At 67.3% G+C, this 22,868-nt stretch carries 24 protein-coding genes; 12 read left to right on the plus strand and 12 right to left on the minus strand.

Annotated elements, in window-relative coordinates:
* Positions 1 to 3 precede the first annotated feature (3 nt).
* Both CHB73_RS15160 and CHB73_RS15165 read right to left on the minus strand, forming a co-directional pair.
* A complete protein-coding gene (locus CHB73_RS15160; RefSeq protein ID WP_089275453.1) occupies positions 4 to 1,653 on the minus strand; it encodes a DUF4384 domain-containing protein in 1,650 nt (549 codons plus the stop codon).
* A gap of 41 nt (positions 1,654 to 1,694) precedes the next feature.
* On the minus strand, positions 1,695 to 2,012 hold the full coding sequence (locus tag CHB73_RS15165; protein ID WP_089275454.1) for a hypothetical protein: 318 nt from the start codon (positions 2,010 to 2,012) through the stop codon (positions 1,695 to 1,697).
* Positions 2,013 to 2,288: 276 nt separating this feature from the next.
* Between CHB73_RS15165 and CHB73_RS15170 the strand changes: the two genes are divergently transcribed.
* Complete coding sequence (locus tag CHB73_RS15170) at positions 2,289 to 2,636, plus strand: hypothetical protein (protein WP_089275455.1); 348 nt, start codon at positions 2,289 to 2,291, stop codon at positions 2,634 to 2,636.
* 4 nt (positions 2,637 to 2,640) lie between these two features.
* On the opposite strand, the gene CHB73_RS15175 is transcribed toward CHB73_RS15170, so the two are convergent.
* Positions 2,641 to 2,940, minus strand: a complete 300-nt coding sequence (locus tag CHB73_RS15175) for a hypothetical protein (RefSeq protein ID WP_089275456.1) — start codon at positions 2,938 to 2,940, stop codon at positions 2,641 to 2,643.
* Positions 2,941 to 3,113: 173 nt separating this feature from the next.
* Between CHB73_RS15175 and CHB73_RS15180 the strand changes: the two genes are divergently transcribed.
* Both CHB73_RS15180 and CHB73_RS15185 read left to right on the plus strand, forming a co-directional pair.
* On the plus strand, positions 3,114 to 3,530 hold the full coding sequence (locus CHB73_RS15180; protein WP_089275457.1) for a hypothetical protein: 417 nt from the start codon (positions 3,114 to 3,116) through the stop codon (positions 3,528 to 3,530).
* 24 nt (positions 3,531 to 3,554) lie between these two features.
* A complete protein-coding gene (locus CHB73_RS15185; RefSeq protein WP_089275458.1) occupies positions 3,555 to 4,229 on the plus strand; it encodes a CsgG/HfaB family protein in 675 nt (224 codons plus the stop codon).
* A 78-nt stretch (positions 4,230 to 4,307) separates the two neighbouring features.
* On the opposite strand, the gene CHB73_RS15190 is transcribed toward CHB73_RS15185, so the two are convergent.
* From CHB73_RS15190 to CHB73_RS15225, 8 genes are all read right to left on the minus strand, one after another.
* Entirely contained in the window at positions 4,308 to 6,032 is a 1,725-nt protein-coding gene (locus tag CHB73_RS15190; RefSeq protein ID WP_179217082.1) for a caspase family protein, read from the minus strand.
* A 259-nt stretch (positions 6,033 to 6,291) separates the two neighbouring features.
* On the minus strand, positions 6,292 to 6,720 hold the full coding sequence (locus CHB73_RS15195; protein WP_218819445.1) for a hypothetical protein: 429 nt from the start codon (positions 6,718 to 6,720) through the stop codon (positions 6,292 to 6,294).
* A gap of 30 nt (positions 6,721 to 6,750) precedes the next feature.
* Positions 6,751 to 7,653: a carbon-nitrogen hydrolase gene (locus tag CHB73_RS15200; protein WP_089275460.1), complete on the minus strand. Its 903-nt coding sequence runs from the start codon at positions 7,651 to 7,653 to the stop codon at positions 6,751 to 6,753.
* A gap of 104 nt (positions 7,654 to 7,757) precedes the next feature.
* Entirely contained in the window at positions 7,758 to 8,852 is a 1,095-nt protein-coding gene (locus CHB73_RS15205; RefSeq protein ID WP_089275461.1) for a DUF3426 domain-containing protein, read from the minus strand.
* Between the two features lie 26 nt (positions 8,853 to 8,878).
* Entirely contained in the window at positions 8,879 to 9,403 is a 525-nt protein-coding gene (hpt, locus tag CHB73_RS15210) for a hypoxanthine phosphoribosyltransferase (RefSeq protein ID WP_089275462.1), read from the minus strand.
* A 13-nt stretch (positions 9,404 to 9,416) separates the two neighbouring features.
* Positions 9,417 to 9,881, minus strand: coding sequence for an N-acetyltransferase (locus CHB73_RS15215; protein WP_089275463.1), 465 nt, complete (start codon positions 9,879 to 9,881; stop codon positions 9,417 to 9,419).
* A 9-nt stretch (positions 9,882 to 9,890) separates the two neighbouring features.
* Complete coding sequence (locus CHB73_RS15220) at positions 9,891 to 10,388, minus strand: TlpA family protein disulfide reductase (protein WP_089275464.1); 498 nt, start codon at positions 10,386 to 10,388, stop codon at positions 9,891 to 9,893.
* Between the two features lie 85 nt (positions 10,389 to 10,473).
* The gene (locus CHB73_RS15225) at positions 10,474 to 12,921 is read right to left on the minus strand and encodes a homocysteine S-methyltransferase family protein (protein ID WP_089275502.1); all 2,448 of its coding nucleotides are present in this window, start codon (positions 12,919 to 12,921) and stop codon (positions 10,474 to 10,476) included.
* Positions 12,922 to 13,139: 218 nt separating this feature from the next.
* On the opposite strand from CHB73_RS15225, the gene CHB73_RS15230 reads away from it, so the two are divergent.
* The 9 genes from CHB73_RS15230 (at position 13,140) to glpX (ending at position 22,443) form a co-directional block, all read left to right on the plus strand.
* Entirely contained in the window at positions 13,140 to 14,117 is a 978-nt protein-coding gene (locus tag CHB73_RS15230) for a sigma-70 family RNA polymerase sigma factor (protein WP_089275465.1), read from the plus strand.
* A gap of 18 nt (positions 14,118 to 14,135) precedes the next feature.
* Complete coding sequence (locus CHB73_RS16925) at positions 14,136 to 14,900, plus strand: hypothetical protein (protein WP_179217083.1); 765 nt, start codon at positions 14,136 to 14,138, stop codon at positions 14,898 to 14,900.
* 8 nt (positions 14,901 to 14,908) lie between these two features.
* Positions 14,909 to 16,684: a tetratricopeptide repeat protein gene (locus tag CHB73_RS15240; protein WP_179217084.1), complete on the plus strand. Its 1,776-nt coding sequence runs from the start codon at positions 14,909 to 14,911 to the stop codon at positions 16,682 to 16,684.
* On the plus strand, positions 16,681 to 17,619 hold the full coding sequence (locus CHB73_RS16930; RefSeq protein ID WP_089275468.1) for a hypothetical protein: 939 nt from the start codon (positions 16,681 to 16,683) through the stop codon (positions 17,617 to 17,619). The genes CHB73_RS15240 and CHB73_RS16930 overlap by 4 nt, the downstream gene beginning before the upstream one ends.
* Positions 17,582 to 17,893: a hypothetical protein gene (locus CHB73_RS15250; RefSeq protein WP_089275469.1), complete on the plus strand. Its 312-nt coding sequence runs from the start codon at positions 17,582 to 17,584 to the stop codon at positions 17,891 to 17,893. The genes CHB73_RS16930 and CHB73_RS15250 overlap by 38 nt, the downstream gene beginning before the upstream one ends.
* A gap of 23 nt (positions 17,894 to 17,916) precedes the next feature.
* Positions 17,917 to 18,384, plus strand: coding sequence for a ribose 5-phosphate isomerase B (rpiB, locus tag CHB73_RS15255; RefSeq protein ID WP_089275470.1), 468 nt, complete (start codon positions 17,917 to 17,919; stop codon positions 18,382 to 18,384).
* A gap of 40 nt (positions 18,385 to 18,424) precedes the next feature.
* On the plus strand, positions 18,425 to 20,428 hold the full coding sequence (gene tkt, locus CHB73_RS15260) for a transketolase (RefSeq protein ID WP_089275471.1): 2,004 nt from the start codon (positions 18,425 to 18,427) through the stop codon (positions 20,426 to 20,428).
* A gap of 191 nt (positions 20,429 to 20,619) precedes the next feature.
* Positions 20,620 to 21,267 carry a DJ-1/PfpI family protein gene (locus CHB73_RS15270; protein ID WP_089275503.1) on the plus strand — a complete coding sequence of 216 codons (648 nt, stop codon included), beginning with the start codon at positions 20,620 to 20,622 and terminating at the stop codon, positions 21,265 to 21,267.
* 192 nt (positions 21,268 to 21,459) lie between these two features.
* Entirely contained in the window at positions 21,460 to 22,443 is a 984-nt protein-coding gene (gene glpX / locus CHB73_RS15275; RefSeq protein WP_089275472.1) for a class II fructose-bisphosphatase, read from the plus strand.
* 102 nt (positions 22,444 to 22,545) lie between these two features.
* Here glpX and CHB73_RS15280 read toward each other — a convergent pair whose 3' ends face one another.
* Complete coding sequence (locus CHB73_RS15280; protein WP_089275473.1) at positions 22,546 to 22,785, minus strand: hypothetical protein; 240 nt, start codon at positions 22,783 to 22,785, stop codon at positions 22,546 to 22,548.
* Positions 22,786 to 22,868 lie beyond the last annotated feature (83 nt).

Raw genomic sequence — 22,868 nt, forward strand, 5'->3', positions numbered from 1 at the left:
CGCTTACTTGGCCTTGGTGGTTATCAGCACGCTCTGCTCCACCACCTCGGCGGAGGCGCCGGGGGCCTGCTGGGGCTTCATGGGCGGAGCGGCCTCCCTGGCCTCCGTGGGCACGGGCGGGGCCGCTGGCTTGGCCTCGCTGATCTTGATGCCTCGGCTCAAGCCCTTGAGGGCCTGCGCGCCGCCCTCGACGCTGAGCATCCCGGTTTCGCCCAGGGAGCGGGTCTTGACCGCTGGCAGGCGCGACTCGCTGGCGTACAGGACGATGCGCTCCGCGCCGTAGGGCGGGGCCACGTCCAGGGAGAAGCCGTCGGAGTCCTCGGGCACGGTGTAGCTGCGCCCGCCCTTGAAGAAGTCCAGGCTGCGGTGCCCGTTGGGCAGAAGCTGCACGGTCTGGCCGTCTGCGGTGACGTAGACGATCTTGCCGTAGAAATCCTTGTTGCCGGAAAGGGTGATGCGGATCTTTTCGCCCTGCTTGTACACGGCCTTGTCGGTCTTGATCTGCACCGAGAGGGGCACGCCGGGCTGGGTGGACTGGGCCGGGGCGCGGCTGACCAGGGCCGGTCCGGCCGTAGCCTGGGCGGCGACGGCCCCGCTTCCGGCCACGCGGCTCTTCTCGCCCAGCACGGGGGCGTTCAGGAACAGATTCTCATAAAAATCCTCGTCCAGGCTGGCGGCCGGGAAACCGTAGGCCGCGCTCACGGCCTGGATGGCCGCGCCGGTCTCCGCATCGAGGGTTCCGGTGCTGCGCAGGCTGCGGTAGCCGTACACGTACAGCAGGTTCTGGATCATGCGCACGCGGCCCTGCTGGTCGGCCAGGGCGAACTGTTCGCGGACGTTCTCCATCACCACGGGGTCGGGCTTGGCGCCCTGGTCCACACACTTCCAATAGGGCAGGTTCAGGTACTTGCCCAAGGTCTCCAGCACGGAGAGGTCCACCAGCACGCGCACGGCGGCGTGGCGGCCCTGGATCTTCTTGACGCTGCTCTTGTAGCCGAAGGTGGCCCCGAAGATGGAGAAGCCGATGTCCAGGTCGCTGGCGGCCTTGAACACGCGCATGGTGTTCACGGCCTGCACGCGCGGCACCATGACCATGGTCTCAACGTCCGTGACGTTCAGGTCGATGGTGATGCTGGACACGGAATCGCGGTCCTGCTTGCCGAAATCCACGCCCGGCGAGTTCTTTCCCGCGCCGAACTGGCCGCCGAAATCCAGCCCGGAGCTGCCGGACTCCAGCGCCCGGTCGAACTCGGTGATGCCGCCGTTCAGCACCACGTCGGGCTTCACCTTGCCCTCCAGCGTGGTCATGTTCAGCGCGGCCTGGTTCTTGATGTAGATGGGGTCGTAGGGGATGAACACGATGCTGCCGCCGATGCTGTTGATGGCGCTCATGATCATCTTGGTGATGTCGAAGGGGATTTCCGCGCCGCTGGCCTGGGAGGAGCCGGTCTCGTCCTGCACCTGGGTGGTCTGCACGCGCAGGGTGCCCACGCGGAACTCGCGCGTCAGGCGGCCGAAGCGCTTGAGCGCACCGGTGTAGGTGGTCTCCTGGGCCTTGGGCGGCTCCACCGGGAGGGTGGGCGAGGGCTGTTTGCACGAAACCAGGAGCAATGCCATGGCCAAAATGGCCGCGATGCTGGCGCGGGTGTTCATGGAGCGTCTCCTTGGGCTTGGCCCGCCGGGCCTGCTCCCGGCTACTTTCCCTTGATGATGTTCTTGTCGCCCTTGCCTTCGTCGATGATGACGATGTCGCCGTAGACGTTGCCGCCCACGACCGCGCTGTTGACGTTGGTGTCGCCGGATCCGGCCTCGATGGCGCCGCCCTGCTGGCGCTTGGCCAGAGACTTGGCCTTGACCTTCTCGTACTTGACGTTGGTGCCCTTCTTGAGGGTGTTGTCGAACTCGAAGCCGTCGTCGTTGTCGATCTTGTCGTCCATGTCCTTGGCGAGGGCCGGGCCTCCGGCGGCAAGCGCCAGGCTCATGCCCAGGATGACCGCTGCAAGACGCTTCATGGCCGCCTCCCCCGGACGCCGCACCCGCCGACGCTGCCTTGCGCCGGGGCTGGACGCCCGTCCGTTACGTGTATCGCTGGAAGCTATTCCAGCATACCATGTACGTATAATGACGCAACACTGTTGTCAAGGCGAGCACACGAAACAACACGCAGGAAGAAGCTGGCCGTGGGGCATTGCAACGCTTTCCGGCGCGTGCTAGCATTTGTCATTACCTTGTGCCCCCCAGCCGTCCGTGCAGGAGACCCTCAAACAACGTTTGAGAGGAGGAACGCCATGAACGCCTTGCCCGTCCACAAGCCGGATGCTGCAGGGAACTGGACACAGTTTCACATGCTTTTCCTTTGCCTGGCCGCAGCTCTTGCCCTCCCGGCGGCGGGGCTGGCCGCCCAGGTGCACGAATCCGACCTCGCGGTCTCCAGCAAGGTGGGCAAGGTGTCCACCCAGGCCGAGGGCCGGAACGCCGAAGCGCGCTCCGTGGTCCACTCCGTGACCATCCACCCCGATGCCCGCACCGGCGACGTGCGGGTGAGCGGAGCCGTGGACAAGGTCCATTCCCAGTCCGTGGGCCAGAACACCAGCGCCGACAGCGCCGTGGGCGGGGTGAACGTGGGCGGCAAGTAAAGCCCTACCGTCCCTTGACCGTGGCCACGGCCTCGCCGGGCGCGCGTCCCGGCGCCACGCGGCCCTGGTAGATGATCTGGGAGTCCGGCCCCTCGGCGGCGTCCTTGCGGCCGCGTTCGCGCCAAAGCCACACGTGGCCGTCCTTGGTGTCCACGATGAGCACCTTGGGCGGAAACAGATTGTTGTCGCCGCTCTGCACCACCACGGGCTTGTAGCGGATGATCTCCTCCGCCAGGGCGGTGGCGCGGCACAGCGGCAGGGAGAGGATGACCAGAAGAAACGGAAGGGCGATGCGCCTGGGCATGGGGCCTCCTCGTCTGCGGTGAAGATGCGCGGGACGTTCGGGGGGCTTGGACACAGCATATCCCGAAACGCGCCGTGCGGGCAAGGGGTTTGCTTTCCCGCCTTGATAATCGACGCGTGTTCGTGCATACGTAGGGTATCAACCCCCCGGTCCAGCAAGAGGAGGCCCCCGCCATGCAGGCGCATCCGCACATGCCGTTGGCCGCTTCCGCAGCGGCCCTGCTTGCCCTGGCTCTGCTCTGCCTGCCTGCGGCCGCTCCGGGCGCCGGCCGCATGGACACGCCCTCGGAGGAGGAACTCATCGCGCGCGGCTTCCGCTTCGTCACGGAGAAGCCCGCCGACAAATTCCACGAGATCCCCGGCGACGACACCGTCATCCGCGTGTACAAGAAGGGCCAGGAGACCGTGGGGCTCTATATCCTGCGCAACGGGCGCATCTACGGCTACGCGGTGAAGGTGGGCGGGCAGCCCATGGCCGCCTACATCGACGAGTACAACTCCGGCTATTGCGCAAAAGACGTGAGCGCGGGCGAAAACTTCATGATCGATCTGCGCGCCTATGGCATGGACCGGGCCAGCCGCCGCAAATAGCACCGCACACAGGAGGTTTTTTTCATGCGCATCCGACTCCGCGCCCAGGCCATGGCCCTGGCTCTTGTCCTGGCCCTGTGCGGCCTGGCCCGCGCCCAGGCCCCCACCACCCTGGCCGTGCTGCCCTTCGAGAACAACGCCGTCACCGATGCGAAGATGTACGAGCCCCTCGCCCAGGGGCTGGCCGCCATGCTCATCACGGACCTCAAGATGGCCGGAACGAGCCTCAAGGTCATCGAGCGGGCGCAGATCGCCGCCATCCTGAAGGAGGTGGCCTTGAGCCAGAGCGGCATGGTGGACGCGGCCACGGCGGTGCAGGCCGGGCGGCTCCTGGGCGCGCAGAGCATCGCCTTCGGCGCGTTCATGGTCCTGGGCGACGACGTGCGCATGGACGCCCGCATCATCAACGTGGAGACCAGCGAGTGCATCATGGCCGCCTCCATCACCGGCGGCAAGAAGGACTTCATGAAGCTGGAGCGCCAGTTGGCGGAGAAGATCGCCGCCGCCCTCAAGGTGAGCCTGTCGCAGATTCCGCCCGCGGCCAGCGGCATGGACGCGGCGCTTCTGTACTCCCGCGGGCTGGAGGCCCTGGACAAGGGCGACCGCGCCGGGGCCGAGAAGCTCTTCGCCGAGACCGTGGCCGCCGACCCGGCCTACAAGCGGCAGGTGGAGGGCATCATGGCCGCGTTGAACCAGTAGCCCGGCCCTGACGCGAAAGCCCCGGCAGGACGAACGTCCCGCCGGGGCCTTTTGTTTTGCCCCCGACTCCGCGCCCGGCTACCGGATGCGCACGTCCACCTGCCCGGCCGCAAAATCCTGCACCACGATGCGCCGCTTGCCGGAAAGGGGCGTGTTGTCCACGGCCACGGCCAGGTCCTCGCCCGTGCCGCCGTAGCGCACGTCCAGCACCAGCAGGCCGCTCTGCTTGTTCCAGCGGTCCGTGGCCACCTCGTTCACGCTGGAGGTCTTTTGCAGGGCGGACAAAAGCGACGCGTAGGCCGACATGTCGCCCACGCCGGTGGCGAAGAGGCGTATCTGCCCGCCCTCGGCCGCGTCCTTCATGGCCAGGCTGGTCAACGTGGGGGCCACGTAGCCGTCTATGGTCGCGCGGGAGGCCTGGGCCAGGGCCTTCTGCGCGCCGTTGAGCGCGCTTACGTGCGCTGCGGCCGCGCTCTGCACCGTGGAGCCCAGCACCTGCCCATTCTGGGCGCTGACGATCTTGAGCTGGATGTTGGTTTGAATGGAGCGCAGGTTGGTTCCAGGCATAACCTCGCCCGCATCCTGTATGGCGGCCTTTCCCACCAGCACGTACCGCGCGCCGAACATGGCCCCGAGCTGCTTGGCCGCGTCGGCGTCGCCGGAAAGGGCCAGCCGCACCTGCCCCTTCTGGTTGGCGGCCTCAAGCTGGGCCTTGTCGATGAGCGGGTAGCCCAGGGCGGAGAGCCGGGCCAAAAGCTCGTTCTCGGCCATGCTCATGCCCTTTACCGGACAGTTCACGCAGTCCTCCTGCACCAGCAGCATGAGCTTGGGCGGCTTGGCTTGTCGCTGGGCCGCGGGCCGGGCAGGGGCAGGGGCAGGGCTTACCGCCGGGTCCGGGGCGGGCCTGGAAGCCGCCGCCTGGGCCTGCTGCTGGCCGCGCTCTATCTGCCGCTTGAGCTCCGCGATCTCCGCGCGCTCCTTCTCTATCCTGGCCCATTCCTCGGCCGCGGCCTTGTCCATGGCTCCGCCCGCGGTCTCGCCCCCGCCCCTGAAAAAGAAATCACCGGTGAGGGACGAGGACTGCCAGGGCACCTGCCGCTTGCTGGTCTCGCGCATGACGGACACGCGCACCTTCTTGAGCACCTTGTCCACCTCCAGATTCGGGGTGGGCATGTACTCCAGCATGTACTTGGTGAACACGCCGTTCCTGCCCTCTCCGTCGGCGGCGGTGTCGCCCGGGGCGGTGGCGTAGGCGATGAAGGTGCCCGTGGGCGCGTCCATGCGCGCAAGCCCCTTGGAGGACGAGCGGTAGCTGCGGGCAAAGGGGTTGTCGCGGCAGGCGTCCAAAATGACGATATTGAGCGGGTTGCCCGCGTTGTGCATGGCGTCCAGCACGCGCCCGGCATCCACGGACTCGTACTTGATGTCGCTTTCCTGGCTGATCTTGGCCCCGATGGGGATGAGGTAGTTGACGCCGCCCACCTGCATTCCGTGCCCGGCGAAGAAGAAGAGTCCCATGGATTCCTTGTTCAGCTTGCCCTGGAACTCGCGGATGGCGTCCTCCATCTGCTTCTGGTTGGCGTTCAGCCGCGAGATGACCTCGAAGCCCAGATTCTTGAGCATGGAGCCCATGTCCGTGGCGTCGTTGACCGGATTCTTCAGCGGCGAGGACTCGTAGGCGGAGTTTCCGATGACCAGCGCCAGGCGCTTCTGGGTGTCGGCCAGGGCCGGGGCGGCGGCCAGCAGGGCCAGGCCGGTCAGGACACCAGCCAGGACGAGGGCCAAAGGTGGGCGGATGCGCATGGGTTCCTCCTTGGCGGACTCAAGGGGGGGTGGATATGTATGCATCTACCCAATGACGCGGAAAATGGCAACGCGCCCCAAGGGGCCGGGCGGGGCAACAGGGCGCGAGCGCACCCGGCGGCTACGTGCGGGTCAGCGCCTGGGCCCGGCGCTTGACACGCTCCGGGTACCAGGTGGTGAACAGCAGGCAGGAGAGCATCATGGAGTAGTTGAGCGCCTCGATCTGCCACTCCGGCCATGCCGTGCCCTGGCTTTTGAGCTAGGCCAGGCCCGCGCCCACGGTGAACACCGCCGCCCAGGTGGCGGTGAGCACGGTGTTGGTGCGCACAAAGGCCGGATGGCTCCAACGCGAGGGATCGGTATGCTCCTTGGCGTACTCCAGGGTGAAGGGGCGGCCCAGGGCGAGCGTGGTCCAGGCGCCCACGGCCAGCGCGCCGTTGGCCAGCACGCCCATGAAGCGCACGGTCCACATGTGCTCGAAGGCGAACACGGCCACGCAGGCGTAGCTGAAAAACACGATGCCCACCCACATGATGACGCCCTTGTGCAGCTTGAGCACGGCCATGACCAGGGTGAGCGCGGCGGCCACGGCCAGCCCCAGCTTGAGCCGGAACATGGAGCCGTGCGCGAGGAAGAGGAACGCGATCCACGGCGCGAAGCCGAGCATGAGTTTGATGAACTGACGCATTGGAGGTCCTCGCTAGAGCTTGCGGGATTGCTAGTCGTCGAAACGCTTCACGATGTTCTGGTAGGCGTCGGTGCGGCGGTCGCGCAAAAACGGCCAGCCCCGGCGCACGTCCTCCATGCGCCCGGGGTCCACCCGGGCCAGCAGGATGGTCTCCTCGTCCGTGGGCGCCTGGGCCACCAGCTCGCCCGCCGGGCCGGCCACGAAGCTCGTGCCCCAGAACTCTATGCCCGCGCCCGCCGCGTTGTTGCCGTCGAGCAAAGGGCGCTCCAGCCCGATGCGGTTGGCCGCCGCGATGTAGCAGCCGTTGGCCACGGCGTGGCCGCGCTGCACCAGCATCCAGGCGTCGCGCTGCTCCTGGCCCAGCTGGGCCTTTTCCTGCGGGTGCCAGCCGATGGCCGTGGGGTAAAAGATGACCTCGGCCCCTTTCAGCGCGGTCAAACGCGCGGCCTCCGGGTACCACTGGTCCCAGCACACGCACACGCCGATGCGCCCCACGTGGGTGTCCACGGCCAGAAAGCCCAGATCGCCGGGGGTGAAGTAGAACTTCTCGTAGAACGCCGGGTCGTCGGGGATGTGCATCTTGCGATACACGCCGAGCACGTTCCCCTCGCGGCCGATGACCGCCGCCGTGTTGTGGTAGAGCCCGATGGCGCGCTTCTCGAACAGCGAGACCACCATGGCCGCGCCGGTCTTTTTCGCCAGCGTGCCGAAGGCCTCTGTGGTGGGGCCGGGAACCGGCTCGGCCAAATCAAAGAGGCGGGCATCCTCCTGCTGGCAGAAGTAGGGGCCTTTGAAGAGCTCCTGCAGGCAGACGACATCGGCCCCGAGGCCTGCGGCGCGCTCGGCCAGCTCCAGGTTGGCCTGGAGGTTCTCCTGGGCGCTGTCGCGGCAGGCGGTCTGCACAAGGGCGATGGTGTAGGGCGTGCGGCTCATGGACGGCCTCGCGATGCTGCTGGTGTGAAAGAAAAAGCGCCGGGGTGGGTTGTTGCGCCCGCCCCGGCGCCGCCGATGCGTGTAGAGCTGTGCCGCCCGCGCCCCTACTTGGGGTCAAGCGCGTCGATGACCTTGACGCCGAACTCCTTGACCGCGTCTGGCGGCTTGAAGAACACGGCCATGAAGGGTGTGTCCATGCCGGTCTTGAGGAAGGTGTTGCTGGTGAGGATGCCGACCTCCGAGGAAAGGCTGGCGTTGATCTCCTCCTCGCTTTGCACCTGGAGCTGGAACTGGGAAAGGGTGTTGCCGCACAAAAGCTGCTTGCTGGCCAGCACCTGCCCCTTTTCGTCGAACAGGGTGATCTCGACCTTGATGCGCTCCTTGGGGGTGGCGAAGTTGTTCACCGCCTTGCCTTCCACCACGAAGACGTTCCCCGCCTTTTCATTGGGGATGTAGTACTGGCGAACGTTCCGGAGGGCAATGTCCTTGACCTTGTCGATCTTCTCCTCGCCTTGTTTCTCTCCGGAGAGGGAGCCCAGGAAAGGAATGTTCATCTTGGTCCAGGGCTTGAACACGAAGAGCGCGGCCACCAGCGCGGCCACCACGGCAAGCGAGACCCCCAGGATGATGAGCTTCTTCTTTTTCGCCGCCCCGGCGTCCTTGGCGGGAGCGTCCAGGCTGGCGCCGCCCAGGGAGTTCAGGAAGTCGTCTTCGCCGCCGATCTTGGCCTCGTGGCCGGAGGCCGCGTCCAGGCTGGCGCTGAAGCTGCCGCCATCGTCGTCGACATCGGTCCTGGTGGAAGGCGCGACGGGCTCGTCGTCGAAGGGACTCTTGCCCGCCGTGGCGGAGAAGCCGGGCAGGTCGTCGTCGTCTGCCGGACCAGCCGCGGGCTCGTCATCGTCCCAGGGCAGCTTCTTGCCTCCGGCAGCGGCAGGGGCCGCGGGCTCGTCGTCGTCCCAGGGCAGTTTCTTGCCAGGGGCCGTGGCCGGGGCTTCGGGCGCGGCGGGCGCGGCGGGCGCGGGCCGGGCGGCGGCCTCGGCCGCGTTCAGGTCGCCAAGCTCCTTGTCGAAATCCTTGCCCGGAGGCATGACGGTGAACACGTGCTTGCACCGCGCGCAGCGCACCTTGGATCCGGTGGGCGCGATCTTTTCCTCTGGGAGGTTGTACTTGCTCTGGCAGTTGGGACAGGCGACAATCATGATGTTTCTCTAGCTCCAACGCCCCGTTACAGGACGAGTTCGTACACGGCGTCCAACTCGCGGTATTTCTCCGCATAGTCCATGCCGTATCCCACAATAAACCCCTTTTGAAGGGGGAAGCCCGCAAAGTCAACCGTGAGCGCGATCTCTCTGCGCTCGTGCTTGTCCACGGCGGCGCAAATCCGCACGCTTTCGGCCCCGCGCTTCTCCAGCACGTCGAACAAAAACCGCGCGGAATGCCCGGTGTCCACGATGTCCTCCACAAGGAGCACGTGCTTGCCCGAGACATCCACCTCCATGTCCTTGCTGAAGATGGTCTGCCTGCTGCGGTTTGTACCGGAGCCGTAGCTGGCCATGCGCACGAAGTCGAGCTCCAGCGCGTCGTTCTTGATGTGGCGCACCAGGTCGGCGAAGAAGAGGAACGCGCCCTTGAGGACGCACACGGCCACCAGCGGCTTGCCCGCGTAGAACGCGGTTATTTCCGCCCCCAGTTCGGCCACGCGCCGCTGGATGGACTGCGAATCGATGACGGTCTTCATGCTGTGGGACATGTTTAAAGAATCCTTACAGTTCGATATGCAACGCGATCTCGTCGCAGTCGGGGAAGCGCGGGCAGTTCAGGCAATCGCTCCACACCTTCTGCGGCAGGGTGTCCTTGGACACCTCGACGAAGCCCATGTGACGAAAGAAGTCCGGCGTGTTGGTCAGGGCGAACACGCGGTAGATGCCCAGCGTCACCGCGTCGGACAGGCAGGCCTCCACCAGCTTGCGGCCCAGGCCCTGGCCGCGCGCCTCGCGGGCCACCACAAGGGAGCGCACCTCGGCCAGGTTCTCCCAGCAGATGGACAGGGCGCAGCAGCCCAGCGCCTCGTCTTCGCGCGACTCGTCCACGATGACGAAAAAGTCGCGCAGGTGGCTGTAGAGCTGGTTGTACGAGCGCGGCAGCACCAGCCCGTCGTCGGCGCTGGTGTTCATGATGAGCTTGTGCACGCCCTTGACGTCGGTGATGCGCGCCTTGCGCAACCGCATCGCCAACGCCTAGTCCCTCGCCAAAGGTCCGATGACCTGGTCAAGCATTTCAAAAGGATACGCGCCAGCGCTATTGAAGGCCACCTGGCCGTTCTTGTCCAGCACGTACAGGGCGGGCACGCCCTTGACGCCGAATTCCGAGCCGACCTCCGCCTTGGAGAGGTACACCGGCACCGTGGTGGGCCGCGATTTGAGGTATTCGGCCATGATCTCCTCGGTGTCATCCACGCTGATGGCCAGGATGTCCAGCTCCTCGGGCGGGTACTTGGCGCGCAGCTGCTCCAGCACGGGCAGTTCGGTCTTGCAGGCCGGGCACCAGGTGGCCCAGAACATCACCAGGGTGATCTTGCCCTTGTTGGCGGCGAAACGCTGCTCAACGGCGGGCATGTCCAGGGTCTCCAGCTTGCCGCCGGAGGGCGCCGGGGCCGTCGCGTCGCCGGAGCAGGCGGCCAAGAGCAACAGGCAGGACAACACCCCCGCCCAAAGCGGTCGTACGTATGCGTTCATCCAGAACTCCTCAAGCGGGCGCGCAAAAGGGCCGCGCCAGCGTCTGCTGGCCGTGTAGCAGAAACCCGCGGCGGACGCAAAGGCGCTACTGCGCCAGCACCCGGCCCGACAACTCCGCCGCCAGCTTCACCGCGGCCACGGCATCGCGGGAAAAGCCGTCCGCCCCGATGGACAGGGCGAAGGCCTCGGTGACCACGGCCCCGCCGATCATGACCTTGATGGGGAGGCCGCGCTCCTTGACCAGGCGCACGGTGTCCTCCATGCGCACCATGGTGGTGGTCATCAGCGCGGAAAGCCCGATGACCTTGGCCCCCACGCGCTCGGCCTCGTCCACTATCTGCGCGGCGGGCACGTCCTTGCCCAGGTCGAAGACCTCGAAGCCGTGGTTTTTCAGCATCAGACAGACGATGTTCTTGCCGATGTCGTGGATGTCGCCCTCCACCGTGGCCATGACGATGGGCGTCTTCTTCTCCGCCCGGCCGGAGGCCATGAGCAGGGGCTCCAACCGGGCGAAGCCCGCCTGCATGGCTTCGGCGCTGCGCAACAGCTGCGGCAGGAAGTATTCCTTGCGCTCGTATTTGCGGCCCACCTCCAATATGGCGGGGATGAGCGCGCCGTCCACCAGGGCGAAGGGGTCGGCCCCGGCGGCCAGCTCGGCCTCGATGAGCGAGATGAGCCCGTCGCGGTCGCCCATGACCACGGCCTCGCCAGGGGTGGCGGCCTTGCCCCGGCCCGCGCCGCCGCCCGCGCCAGACGCCGGCCCGCCCACTCCGCCCGCGCCTGGGGTCCAGTCGGCGTAGGAGGCGATGTAGCGTCCGGCGTTGGCGTCGCGCGCCAGCAGCACCTCGGCCGCGGCCGCGGCCTCGCGCAGGCGGCGGCTGGCCGGGTTGGCGATGCACGAGGACAGGCCCGCGCCCATGGAGAGCGTGAGGAAGCTTGAATTGAGCAGCTCGCGCGCGGGCAGCCCGAAGGAGACGTTGGACAGCCCCATGGTGGTGGGCAGGCCCAGCACGTCCGCGCAGTGGCGGATGGTCTCCAGGCAGTGGCGCGCGGCCAGCGCCTTGGACGACACCGTGAGCACCAGAGCGTCCACCATGACCAGTCGGCGCGGAATGCCCAGACTGTCGGCCTGCGCGAGCAGGCGGTCGATGACCGCGATGCGCTCCTGCGCGGTGTAGGGCAGCTTCCGGCCCTCAAGGGGCAGCAGGATGAAGGGCGCGCCGAACTTCTTGCACAGGGGGCCCAGTTGCTCCATGCGGCCGGGCTCCCCGCTGATGGAGTTCACCAGCGGCGAGCCGGGCTGCGTCCACAGGGCGTTCTCCATGGCCTCGATGTCCGAGGTGTCCAGCGACAGCGGCAACTCGAAGCGGGAGCTCAAGGCCAGGGCCAGGGCGGGCAGCACGGTCTTTTCGTCCACCATGGGCGCGCCCACGTTCACGTCCAGCACGCCGGCCCCCTGGGCCGCCTGCTCGGTGGCCAGGCGCAGGGCCTCGGCGTGCAGGTTCTGGGAAAGCTCGTCCGCCAGAACCTTCTTGCCTGTGGGGTTGATGCGCTCGCCGATGATGACCAGCGGGTTCTCGCCGCCAAAGGCCACGGAGGACGACCGGCAGGTCAGCACCAGCGGCGAGGGGTCCGGCGGAACGGGCCTGCGCCAGGGCAGGTCGGCCACGGCGGCGCGCAAGGCGGAAATGTGCGCGGGCGTGGTGCCGCAGCAGCCGCCCAGGAACTTGGCCCCCATCTCGGCGAAGGCGCGGCACTGCCGGGCAAAGTCCTCGGGCCCCAGGCGGAACACCGTGCGCCCTTCCTCGTCCAGCTCCGGCAGGCCCGCGTTGGGCTGCACCAGAAGCGGCGTGGAGAGCCTGGGCAGCATGGCCCGCACTACATCCACTATCTGCTCCGGCCCGGCGGAGCAGTTGGTGCCAAGAAAGTCCACGCCCAGGTTCTGCATGGTGTCGATGAAAGTCAGCGGCGACGTTCCCGTCAGGGACTTGGCGCCCTCGAAGGTCATGGTGACGCCCACCGGCAGGTCGCGGGAGAGCTGCTCGGAGACCTCGCGCGCGGCGATGACGATGGCCTTGGCCTCGGCCAGGTCGAACTGCGTCTCGCCCAGGATAAGGTCGGCTCCGCCCTCGGCCAAGCCCAAGATCTGCTCGCGATAGGCGGCCACCATTTCGCGGAAGCTCACGTCGCCCAGAGGGGCGATGAAGTGCCCGGAAGGCCCCACGCTGCCCGCCACAAAGGCCCGGCCGTCCACGGCGCGCTTGGCGATGCGCGCCAGCTCGCGGTTCAGCGCGCGGGCGTCCACGCCGGGGTCCAGCTTGAAGCGCGTGCCGCCGAAGGTGTTGGTGGTGACCACCTCGGCCCCGGCCGCGGCGTATTCGGCGTGGATGGCGGCCACGGGTTCCGGGTTCTTGACGCCGAACATTTCCGGCGCAACGCCCGGGGGCAGCCCGCGCGACTGCAAGAGCGCGCCGAAGCCGCCGTCGAAGAAGTGGAGGGAGGAATCGGACAAAAGCGAGCGGAAGTCGGACATGGGAATCTCTCCGTCAGCGGTGGGGCCGGGCGGGGCGGGGCCGTCCTGGCCCTTGCGCGACGGGCGCGAAGCCTTTGCCGGGCCGGGAATCCGGGTGTACTGAAAATCGTTGAAAAGGACAAACAAAAACTATACGCTTCCCCCTTGCGCAACCCACGACCCGGCCCAGGGGGCCAGACGCCCTGCCGGGCCGAACCGCCAGGTCGGCCAAATTCGGAATGAAATCGGAAAACACCCACGCCGCCTCCCCAGAGAGCAGGCCCGCCGCCCCCCCGGCCCTGGCCGGGAAGAAGCCCTTCCTGCCCGCACCCGTCGCCCGAAAACGGGGCGAGGTCTCCACGCGCGACTCGCTCAGCCACTACCTGCGCGAGATCGCCCGCTTTCCCCTGCTCGCCCCGGAAGAGGAGTTCGAGCTGGCCAAGCGCGTGCGCGACGAGAACGACCAGGAGGCCGCCTTCCGGCTGGTGTCCTCGCACTTGCGCCTGGTGGTCAAGATCGCCATGGACTTCCAGCGCCGCTGGATGCAGAACGTGCAGGACCTCATCCAGGAAGGCAACGTGGGCCTGATGAAGGCCGTCCGCAAGTTCGATCCTGACAAAGGCATCAAGTTCAGCTATTACGCGGCGTTCTGGATCAAGGCCTACATCCTCAAGTACATCATGGACAACTGGCGCATGGTCAAGATCGGCACCACGCAGACCCAGCGCAAGCTGTTCTACAACCTGAACAAGGAACGCCAGCGGCTCACCAACATGGGCTTCGACCCCACCACCAGCGCGCTTTCCGAAAGCCTGCAGGTGAGCGAGGCCGAAATCGAGCAGATGGACCAGCGCCTCTCGCGCCAGGACATGAGCCTGGACATTTCCATCGGCGAGGATTCGGAGAACACGCGCCTGGACTTCCTGCCCGCCCTTGGCCCCGGCATCGAGGAGATCCTCGGCCAGGACCAGATTTCCGCGCTGCTGCTGGAAAACCTCAAGACCATCGCGCCCAGGCTTTCGGACAAGGAGCAGGCCATCCTGAACGAACGGCTGCTCTCCGACAGCCCGGTGACCCTGCGCGAAATCGGCGACCGCTACGGGGTGACCCGCGAACGCGTGCGGCAAATTGAGGCGCGCCTGCTGGAAAAGCTCAAGGCGCATCTGCAAAGCACGGTGAAGGACTTTTCGCCCGAGTGGATTAAAGGCAACGACTAGACGGGGGGGCTTCTCACGATGGATCCGCGCATTCTCGACATCAAACGCAGGGCGAAGGAAATCTCCGCCGCGCGGCCGAAGACGGCCTTCAGCACGGAGTGCGCAGAGGAATTGCGCCACGCCTCCAACCTCTTCTTCGACCATCCGCTGATGCTGCGCCTGCAGGGTGATGCCATTGGGTTCCTGAATGATGTCTGCGGCTTCGGTGTCGCACACGGCAAGCGGGTGGCCATGGACGCCGCGGCCATCGTGCTGGCCGAGCCCTGCGATCTTTCCCCGGACGACCGCCGCCGCGCGGCCCTGCTGGCCGCCATGGCCGGGCTTTTGCACGATGCCATGAACCATGAGGACGAGCACCCGGAACGCGGCGCGGACCTGTGTCTGCGGCTTTTGCGCGGCTATGCCCTTACCCCGGAGGAACGGGTGTGGATCGCCCAGGCCGTGGCCCTGCACGAGGCCGACCTGCCCTTGGCCGAGGCCGGACCCGAGGCCGCGCACCTGATCTGCGGAGCCGTGCACGACGCCGACCGCTTCCGCTTCGGGCCCGACATCTTCGCCGCCACCATGTGGGAATACTGCGACTGTGACGAATGGCCGCTGGAAGAAATCGCCCAGGCATTCACCAAGGGCGCGGACAGGGCCGCAAGCTGCGCGCGCAGCTTCCGCACGGAGATAGGCCGCCGCTACGGCCCGGCCTTGCTGGACGAGGGGCAGGCCCTGGCCCGGCGCTACGCGGCCATGATTCGCGAAAGACTGGCCGATGGAGTTCCGTCCAACACATGAGGACCACAATGCGTCGCATCTCTTCCCTGGGCCTGCGCCCCGCCCTTTTCCTGGCCATGGCCCTGTGCACGGCCTGCGCCCCGGCCCAGCCCAGGGTCCAGCCGCCCCGGCCCGTCGCCCAGGCCGCCAGCTCCACCTACGACTACCTGGAATACCAAGCGCTTCTGCAGCAAATGTCGCGCACGGCCTCCACGGCGCGACTTTCCCCGGAAGCCTTTGCGCGCACCCTCGCGCTCCAAAAAGCCGCGGCCCGGGCCCTGGACCGCGTCATCGCCCGCGAGTCCGCGCCCTCTCTCTACATGGACAAGGCCTTCCTGTACTGGAACCCCGAGCAGGCCGGCCAGGCGCGGACCATACTGGACCAGGGCCTTGAGAAGTACCCGAACGACTATAATCTGAACGCGGCCCTGGCCAACGCCTTCCTCATGGAAAACAGGCTCGCCGAGGCGGCCGCCGTGCTCTCCGGCTATCTTTCGCGCCAGGAGAACACCACCTTGCGCGAGCGTCTGGGCCAGCTCTACGTGGACTCGGAACAGCCGGAAAAGGCGCTGGAGACCTTGAAGCGCATCCCGCCCAAGGAACGCAGCGCCGATGCCCAGTTCCAGATGGCCCGGGCCGAGGCCCGGCTGGGCCGCAAAACCGCGGCCATGAACGCCCTCAAGCAGCTGCTGAAGCAGAACCCGGAGCACCTGGAGGCCTGGGTGGAGCTGGCCTTTCAGCAGGAGATGGACCGCGACTACGCCGCCGCCGTGGCCACCTATTCGCAGATCCTCGAACTCGGCGCCACGCGCGAGGACATCCGCCAGCGCATCGAGAACGGCGGGGGCGAAGGCCGGGAGGACATCCGCCTGCGCGTGGTGGGCCTGTGGCTCAAGCTGAACAACCCCGACAAGGCCCTGGACGCCGCCCTGCGAAGCTCCGGCGGCAAGCCCTTCATCCTGGCGGCCGCGCTGCTGTTCCTGAACGAGAGCTACTCCGCCCAGGCCAGCACCCTGCTGGACGTGCTGGCAAGCCAGCCGCCCGTGCCCGGCGAGTATTTCTTCTACAAGGCGGTCATCGCCCACGATGGCGAAGGCAACCCGCAAAAAGCGCTGCAGTTCCTGGACCTGGTTCCAGAGAGCGACCCGCACTTCAGCCAGGCCCTGCAGTTCCGCATCCAGCTGCTCTACGGCATGGGCCGCGAGCACGAAGCCGTCGCGCTCATGGACCAGGGCAAGCGGCTGTACCCCGGACAGAGCCGCTTCCCGCTGCTGCAGGCGGGCTACCTCATAGAGAAGAAGCGCCTCCCCGAAGCCAGGGAGGTTCTTGAAAAGGCCCTGGACGACCAGCCCGAGGACGAGGATCTGCGCTACCAGCTGGGGGCCGTGCTGGACCGGCAGGGCGACCGCAAGACGGCGCTTGGGCTTATGCAGAAAATCGTGGACAAGAATCCGGACCACGCCGACGCCCTCAACTACATCGGCTACACCCTGGCCGAGGAAGGCCGCGACCTGGAGCGCGCTTTGGCCCTGGTCAAGAAGGCCGACCGCCTCAAGCCGGAGAACGGCTACATCGTGGACTCCCTGGCCTGGACCTACTTCCGCCTGGGCAAGCTGGAGGAAGCCTGGAAGCACATCCAGCGCGCCGTGACCCTGACCAAAGACGATCCCACCATGTGGGAGCACTACGGCGACATAGCCAAGCAGTCCGGCCGCGCCGCCCAGGCCCAAAAGGCCTACCAGAACGCGCTCAAGTTCAAGCACGAGCACCCCGAACGCATCAAGAAAAAGCTGAGAGCGAAATGACCGTCACCGCCCCCCATGTCCATCGGCTCCGCGCCGCCCTGGCCGCCGCACTCTGCATCTGCTCGCTGTGCGCCTGCGCGCCGCGCATCGAGCTGCCCCGCCACGAAGAAGCGGCGGAGGACATGGCCGCCTTCCGCGCCCGGTTCGTGGAGCCGGGCCTTCCCGGCGCTGGCGTGGCCGTGCGCGCCAGCCTGCTCTACTCCACGCCCACCAAGGCCAACCGTACCGATGTGCAGCTCTTCGGCGAGTTCGACCGGCCCCTCAGGCTCGACGTGCGCGCGGGCATCGGCACCATGCTGGCCCTCATGCGCGAGGACCAAGGCGGGCTGCTGGCCTTCTATCCCGGCCAGAAGCGCGCCTACGCCCACCGCGACCCCGTCGTCGGCGCGCAGCTTCTGGGCCTGCCCTTCCCCTTCGCCCTGCGCGACCTCGCCATGGTGAGCGCCGGGCACTTCGGCTCCCTTGTGCCCGAGACCCCGAACCGCGTGCGGGCCATTCCCGGCGGCGGCTTCGCCTTCAGCTACGAAACGGGCGCGGTGCGCCGACTGGTCCTGGACCGCTACGGTCGGCCAGAGCGCATGGAGGGCGTGCTCTCCGAACATTTCAAGGCCCAGGTGGAGCGCGACGGCCAGAAGATTTCCGGCCCGCGCGTGTGGGGACTGGAGTTCTCCGGCTATCCCGAGGACGAAGGCGATCCCGTGGGTCCGGCCAAGACCCTCACCCTCACCCTGCCCAAGGGCGACAGCGCCGTGCTGCGCGTCAAAGCCGTCACCCCCAGGCAGGAGCCTTGGGCCGCCAAGGCCCTTGGGCTTGTCCTGCCCGCCGGCGTGGAATTCATCCCCCTTGAGCGGCAGGCCGCTCCCGCGCAGGTGCGCGAAGTCATTACCGGAGGAGACGATGGCACAGGAAACCCGGCCCCTGATTCCGGTCGCTGAGGCCGACAAGCCCGGCGTCATCGGAACCTTCGTCCTGGGCGTGAAGGTCTGGGGACGCGAGATGGCCCGGCTGGCCACACGGCAGGCCATGCGCCACGAACTGCGGCAGCTGGACGCCCGCCTGCGCCAGGAGACCGACCTGCTGGCCAGGCTCGACGCCGCGCCCGGACCGGAACGCGACCTGTGCCTGCGCCAGGTGGAGATGCTCAAAATTGAAATCGCCCGGCTGCGGCGCGAGGAACAGGCGACGAACGGCCGGAGAAGCCCGCAATGAGCCAAACCCCTCAGGAGGAGCAGATGCGCAAGACGGTGTTCATCGCCTCGGACCACGGCGGCTTCGCCCTCAAGGGCGCCCTTGTGCAGGCCCTGCGCAACGCGGGCTGCCAAGTGGAGGATCTTGGGCCTGATGGCACAGGCTCCTGCGATTATCCGGCCTACGCCGAAAAGCTGTGCCGCCGCGTGCTGGATGCGGGCGAAGCGGGGCAGAACGGCGAGACCCTGGGCATCCTGGTCTGCGGCACGGGGCTCGGCATGAGCATGGCCGCCAACCGGCTGCCCGGCATCCGCGCGGCGGTGTGCACCTGCGAATTCATGGCCCGCATGGCGCGCGCGCACAACAACGCCAACGTGCTCTGCCTAGGCGAGCGCGTGCTGGGCCAGGGCCTCGGGCTCGACATCGCCCGCGTGTTTCTCTCCACCGGCTTCGAAGGCGCGCGGCACCTGCGGCGCATCAGCCAGTTCGACGCGCTCACCCCAAAACCATAAGGGCGCTTTCGCGCCAAATCCACCTGAAGGACAGACATCCATGGCACAGACCATCGCCCCAGACCAGCTTGTGGTGAACACCCTCAAAGGGCTCATCATGGACATGACCCGCGCGGCCAACTCCGGCCATCCGGGCGGCGCCATGAGCTCCGCGGACTTCGCGGCCGTGCTCTACTCGGAGTTCCTGAACTTCGACCCCGACCGGGCAGGCTGGTTCAACCGCGACCGCTTCGTGCTCTCCGCCGGGCACGAATCCGCCCTGCTCTACGGCCTGCTGCACATGGCCGGGTTCATCGACGAGACGGACGTGGCGGGCTTCCGCCAGCTGGGCAGCCGCACCCCCGGACACCCGGAGCACGACGTAACCCCCGGCGTGGAGGCCACCACCGGGCCCCTGGGCCAGGGCTTCGCCATGGGCGTGGGCATGGCCCAGGCCGAGGCCTTCCTGCGGGCGAAGCTGGGCAAGGCCGTGGCGGACCACCACACCTACGTGCTGGCCAGCGACGGCGACATGCAGGAGCCCGTGGTCATGGGCGCGGCCTCCCTGGCCGGGCTCTGGGGGCTGGGTAAACTCGTGGTCTACTACGACTCCAACAAGGTGCAGCTGGCCGGTCCCACCAGCCGCGTGGACAAAACCGACTACGCCAAGGTCTTCTCCGCCATGGGCTGGCACGTGCAGTCCGTGGACGGCCACGACCGCGACCAGATCCGCGCGGCCATCAAGAAGGCGCAGGCCCAAAAGAAGAAGCCCAGCCTCATCATCGGCCACACGGTCATGGCCAAGGGCGCGGCCACCCGCGAAGGCGACTTCGGCACCCACGGCGAGCCCCTTTCGCCGGAGGAAATCGCCGCCACCAAGACCGGCATGTGCCTGCACCAGGGCAAGTGCTACGAGGTTCCCGCCGAAGCCAAGGCCCATTTCCAGGCCCGCTTTCCGGAACTGCGCAAGCGCGCCAAGGCCTGGCAGGGCACGCTGGCGCGCACCCTCAAAAAGGCCGATCCGGATTTCCTGGCCTTCTGGAAGGCCATGAACACCGGCCGCCACGAGCTTCCCATCGCCATGCCCGCCTTCGAGCCCGGCAAGAAGATCGCCACACGGCAGGCCTGGGGCGCGTGCCTGAACGCCATGAAGGACTTCCTGCCCAACCTCGTGGGCGGCAGCGCGGACCTCGACCCCTCCAACCAGACCGCGAAATTCCGCGACGCCGTGGGCATCTTCGGGGCGGACAACCCGCTCGGCCGCAACCTGTCCTTCGGCGTGCGCGAATTCCCCATGGCCGCCATCATGAACGGCATGGCCCTGCACGGCGGGGTCATCCCCTTCGGGGCCACCTTCCTCACCTTCTCCGACTACTGCAGGAACGCCATCCGCATGTCCGCCTTGCAGAAGCTGCCCGTGCTCTACATCTTCACCCACGACTCCTTCCATGTGGGCGAGGACGGCCCCACCCACCAGCCCATCGAACATGTGGCCTCGCTGCGCCTCATTCCGGAGCTCATCGACCTGCGCCCGGCCGACGCCACCGAAACCGCCCTGTGCCTGGAGACGGCCCTGCGCCAGACGGCCAAGCCCTCGTGCGTGTTCCTCACCCGGCAGGGCTTGCCGGTCATGGATCCCAAGAGCTTCCCGGCCATGGCCGAAGGCGTCAAAAAAGGCGGCTACGTGCTCAAGGACTGCGGAGGGACGCCGGAACTCATCATGCTGGCCTCGGGCTCCGAGGTCTCCCTGGTGCTGGAAGCGGCGGAAATCCTGGAAAAAGAAGCCCCCGGCCGCAAGATACGCGTGGTGTCCATGCCCTCCGTGGCGCTTTTCGAGGAGCAGCCGCAGGAATACAAGGACGCCGTTCTGCCCCCGGCCTGCCGCAAGCGCGTGGCCGTGGAGGCAGGACGCGCCGAAGGCTGGTACCGCTACGTGGGCCTGGACGGCCTGGCCCTTGGTCTAGGCCACTTCGGCGAGAGCGCGCCCGCTGGCAAGCTGGCGGAAAAATACGGCTTCACCGCGCCCACCGTGGCCCGCAAGGTCCGGGAGCGCTTCTTCGGCTAGGGAGGCCCGCGGCGGGGCCGGAAACACCGGCGGGCCGTGCGGCGCGTTGGGACCAGAACCTGTTTCTTTTCTCAGGAGGATGCATGGCGACGGCGAAAAAACCCGCACCGGCCAAGAAAACCCCGGTCACGAAGGCCCCGGCCAAGGCGCCCGCGAAAAAGGCGGCGGCTCCCAAGAAAGCGGCCAAGCCCATGGCGAAAGCCGGGGCCAAGCCCGCGGCGGCCGCCAAGAAGCCCGCGCCCAAGGCCGCGGAGAAGGCCCAGGTCAAGCGCATCCTCTTCCTCGTGGGCGACTACGTGGAGGATTATGAAGTCATGGTGCCCTTCCAGGCCCTGCTCATGCTGGGCTACCAGGTGGATGCGGCCTGCCCGGACAAGACGGCCGGAGACATCGTGCGCACCAGCATCCACGACTTCGAGGGCGACCAGACCTATTCCGAGAAGCGTGGGCACAACTTCAGCCTGAACAAGGACTTCGCCAAGATCAACGCGGCCGACTACGCCGGGCTCGTCATTCCCGGCGGCCGCGCCCCGGAATACATCCGCCTGAACACGCGCGTCATCGAAATCGTGCGGCAGTTCAACGCGGCGAAGAAGCCCATCGCCGCCATCTGCCACGGCCCCCTGGTGCTGGTTACGGCGGGCGTGCTCAAGGGCCGCACAAGCGCCGCCTACCCGGCCTGCGGCCCGGACGTGACCTGCGCGGGCGGCGCGTACGCGGAAATCGCCCTGGACAAGGCCGTCACCGACGGCAACCTGGTCACGGCCCCGGCCTGGCCCGCCCACCCGGACTGGCTGGCCCAGTTCGTGGCCCTCTTGGGCGCCAAGATCAGCATTTAGGACACGGCTTCCAAAACGGCGTCACACGGGGCGGTTCGCACGGGCCGCCCCGCTTTTTTTCGCCCGCCACAGGCGGACTCCGCGGCCGCATGTCCCCACGGCCCTTGCCGACCTGCCGTCTGCTCTGTTAGCATCCCACCCACGCAACATACGACGAACAAGACACTTCGTCCCCACACAAGGAGAGCACGGATGGAAGCTCCGCAGAGAAATTTGGCCCTGGACCTGGTGCGCGTCACCGAGGCGGCGGCGCTGGCCAGCGCGCGCTGGCTGGGCAAGGGCGACAAGAACGCCGGAGACGGCGCGGCCGTGGAGGCCATGCGCCTGTCGTTCAACTCGCTGGCCATCAGCGGCACGGTGGTCATCGGCGAAGGCGAGAAGGACAACGCCCCCATGCTGCACAACGGCGAGAAGGTGGGCGGCGGCGGGCCCCTGGCCGTGGACGTGGCCGTGGACCCGGTGGAAGGCACCAGCCTGCTGGCCTATGGGCGGCCCAACGCCATTTCCGTGGTGGGCGTGGCCCCGGCCGGAACCATGTTCGTGCCCGGACCCAGCTTCTACATGCAGAAGCTCGTGGTGCCCGCGGCGGCCAAAAACGTGGTGGACATCGAGGCCCCCGTGCCCGCCAACCTCACCCGCATCGCCAAGGCCCTGGGCAAGGACGTGGACGACCTGGTGGTCTTCGTTCTCGACAAGCCGCGCCACAAAAAGCTCATCGCAGACATCCGCGAGGCCGGGGCGCGCATCCAGCTGCACACCGACGGCGACGTGGCCGGGGCGCTCATGGCCATCGACCCGCGCAACGAAGTGGACGTGATGATGGGCACCGGCGGCACGCCGGAGGGCGTCCTGGCCGCCTGCGCCATCCGCATCATGGGCGGCGAGATGTTCTGCAAGCTCGACCCGCAGAAGCAGGACGAAAAGAACGCGCTGGCCCAGTCCGGCATCGACATCCGCCGCGTGCTCACCGTGGGCGACCTGGTCAAAAGCGACGACGTGTTCTTCGCCGCCACCGGCATCAGCGGCGGCACCTTCCTCAAGGGCGTGCGCTACCTGGGCTACGGCGCGGAGACCAGCTCCCTGGTCATGCGCGGCAAGACCGGCACCATCCGCTACATCGAGGCCATCCACTCCTGGGACAGCCTCATGAAGTTCAGCGCCGTCAAGTACGACTAGCGGCGCGAACAAGGCCGGGAAGGGCTTGTGCCCCCCCCGGCCTTGTTCTTCAGGTCCGGCCGCGCCCCAGCACGCAGGCGCACCCAAAAAAAGCGACCGGCCCTACAGATCCGGATTGGACAGCTTGGCCGAAATGATGCCCGCGTCCTCCGGCCTGGCCTGGGCCTCCAGGCTCTCGGACTCGCCATGGCAGGCGAAGCCGCTGCCCGCCAGATGCACATACCCGGCGGAAAGCACCTTGGTGTAGGGAATCTGCTCGCGCAGCTCGGCAAAATCGATGCGCTTGGGAAAAATGATGGGTACCGGCGCGCCGGAAAAATCCTCGAACATGATGTACTTCATGGCTTCCTCCAGGGCGGTCGCCCAGAACTCTAGCGCTGTAGTAGCGCAGCCCTGGCCCAAGGGCAAGACGCCTCTCCGCATTC

The organism is Humidesulfovibrio mexicanus (assembly GCF_900188225.1).
Taxonomy (GTDB): domain Bacteria; phylum Desulfobacterota; class Desulfovibrionia; order Desulfovibrionales; family Desulfovibrionaceae; genus Humidesulfovibrio; species Humidesulfovibrio mexicanus.

Coding starts and splice junctions, on each gene's coding strand:
- CHB73_RS15280 (WP_089275473.1), bottom strand. CDS start 22,785: ATGAAGTACATCATGTTCGAGGATTTTTCCGGCGCGCCGGTACCCATC.
- CHB73_RS15220 (WP_089275464.1), bottom strand. CDS start 10,388: ATGAACGCATACGTACGACCGCTTTGGGCGGGGGTGTTGTCCTGCCTG.
- CHB73_RS16930 (WP_089275468.1), top strand. CDS start 16,681: ATGACCGTCACCGCCCCCCATGTCCATCGGCTCCGCGCCGCCCTGGCC.
- CHB73_RS15175 (WP_089275456.1), bottom strand. CDS start 2,940: ATGCCCAGGCGCATCGCCCTTCCGTTTCTTCTGGTCATCCTCTCCCTG.
- CHB73_RS15250 (WP_089275469.1), top strand. CDS start 17,582: ATGGCACAGGAAACCCGGCCCCTGATTCCGGTCGCTGAGGCCGACAAG.
- CHB73_RS16925 (WP_179217083.1), top strand. CDS start 14,136: ATGGATCCGCGCATTCTCGACATCAAACGCAGGGCGAAGGAAATCTCC.
- rpiB (WP_089275470.1), top strand. CDS start 17,917: ATGCGCAAGACGGTGTTCATCGCCTCGGACCACGGCGGCTTCGCCCTC.
- CHB73_RS15230 (WP_089275465.1), top strand. CDS start 13,140: ATGAAATCGGAAAACACCCACGCCGCCTCCCCAGAGAGCAGGCCCGCC.
- CHB73_RS15190 (WP_179217082.1), bottom strand. CDS start 6,032: ATGCGCATCCGCCCACCTTTGGCCCTCGTCCTGGCTGGTGTCCTGACC.
- CHB73_RS15165 (WP_089275454.1), bottom strand. CDS start 2,012: ATGAAGCGTCTTGCAGCGGTCATCCTGGGCATGAGCCTGGCGCTTGCC.
- CHB73_RS15160 (WP_089275453.1), bottom strand. CDS start 1,653: ATGAACACCCGCGCCAGCATCGCGGCCATTTTGGCCATGGCATTGCTC.
- CHB73_RS15170 (WP_089275455.1), top strand. CDS start 2,289: ATGAACGCCTTGCCCGTCCACAAGCCGGATGCTGCAGGGAACTGGACA.
- CHB73_RS15225 (WP_089275502.1), bottom strand. CDS start 12,921: ATGTCCGACTTCCGCTCGCTTTTGTCCGATTCCTCCCTCCACTTCTTC.
- CHB73_RS15205 (WP_089275461.1), bottom strand. CDS start 8,852: ATGATTGTCGCCTGTCCCAACTGCCAGAGCAAGTACAACCTCCCAGAG.
- CHB73_RS15200 (WP_089275460.1), bottom strand. CDS start 7,653: ATGAGCCGCACGCCCTACACCATCGCCCTTGTGCAGACCGCCTGCCGC.
- glpX (WP_089275472.1), top strand. CDS start 21,460: ATGGAAGCTCCGCAGAGAAATTTGGCCCTGGACCTGGTGCGCGTCACC.
- CHB73_RS15195 (WP_218819445.1), bottom strand. CDS start 6,720: ATGCGTCAGTTCATCAAACTCATGCTCGGCTTCGCGCCGTGGATCGCG.
- tkt (WP_089275471.1), top strand. CDS start 18,425: ATGGCACAGACCATCGCCCCAGACCAGCTTGTGGTGAACACCCTCAAA.
- CHB73_RS15185 (WP_089275458.1), top strand. CDS start 3,555: ATGCGCATCCGACTCCGCGCCCAGGCCATGGCCCTGGCTCTTGTCCTG.
- CHB73_RS15240 (WP_179217084.1), top strand. CDS start 14,909: ATGCGTCGCATCTCTTCCCTGGGCCTGCGCCCCGCCCTTTTCCTGGCC.
- CHB73_RS15180 (WP_089275457.1), top strand. CDS start 3,114: ATGCAGGCGCATCCGCACATGCCGTTGGCCGCTTCCGCAGCGGCCCTG.
- CHB73_RS15215 (WP_089275463.1), bottom strand. CDS start 9,881: ATGCGGTTGCGCAAGGCGCGCATCACCGACGTCAAGGGCGTGCACAAG.
- hpt (WP_089275462.1), bottom strand. CDS start 9,403: ATGTCCCACAGCATGAAGACCGTCATCGATTCGCAGTCCATCCAGCGG.
- CHB73_RS15270 (WP_089275503.1), top strand. CDS start 20,620: ATGGCGAAAGCCGGGGCCAAGCCCGCGGCGGCCGCCAAGAAGCCCGCG.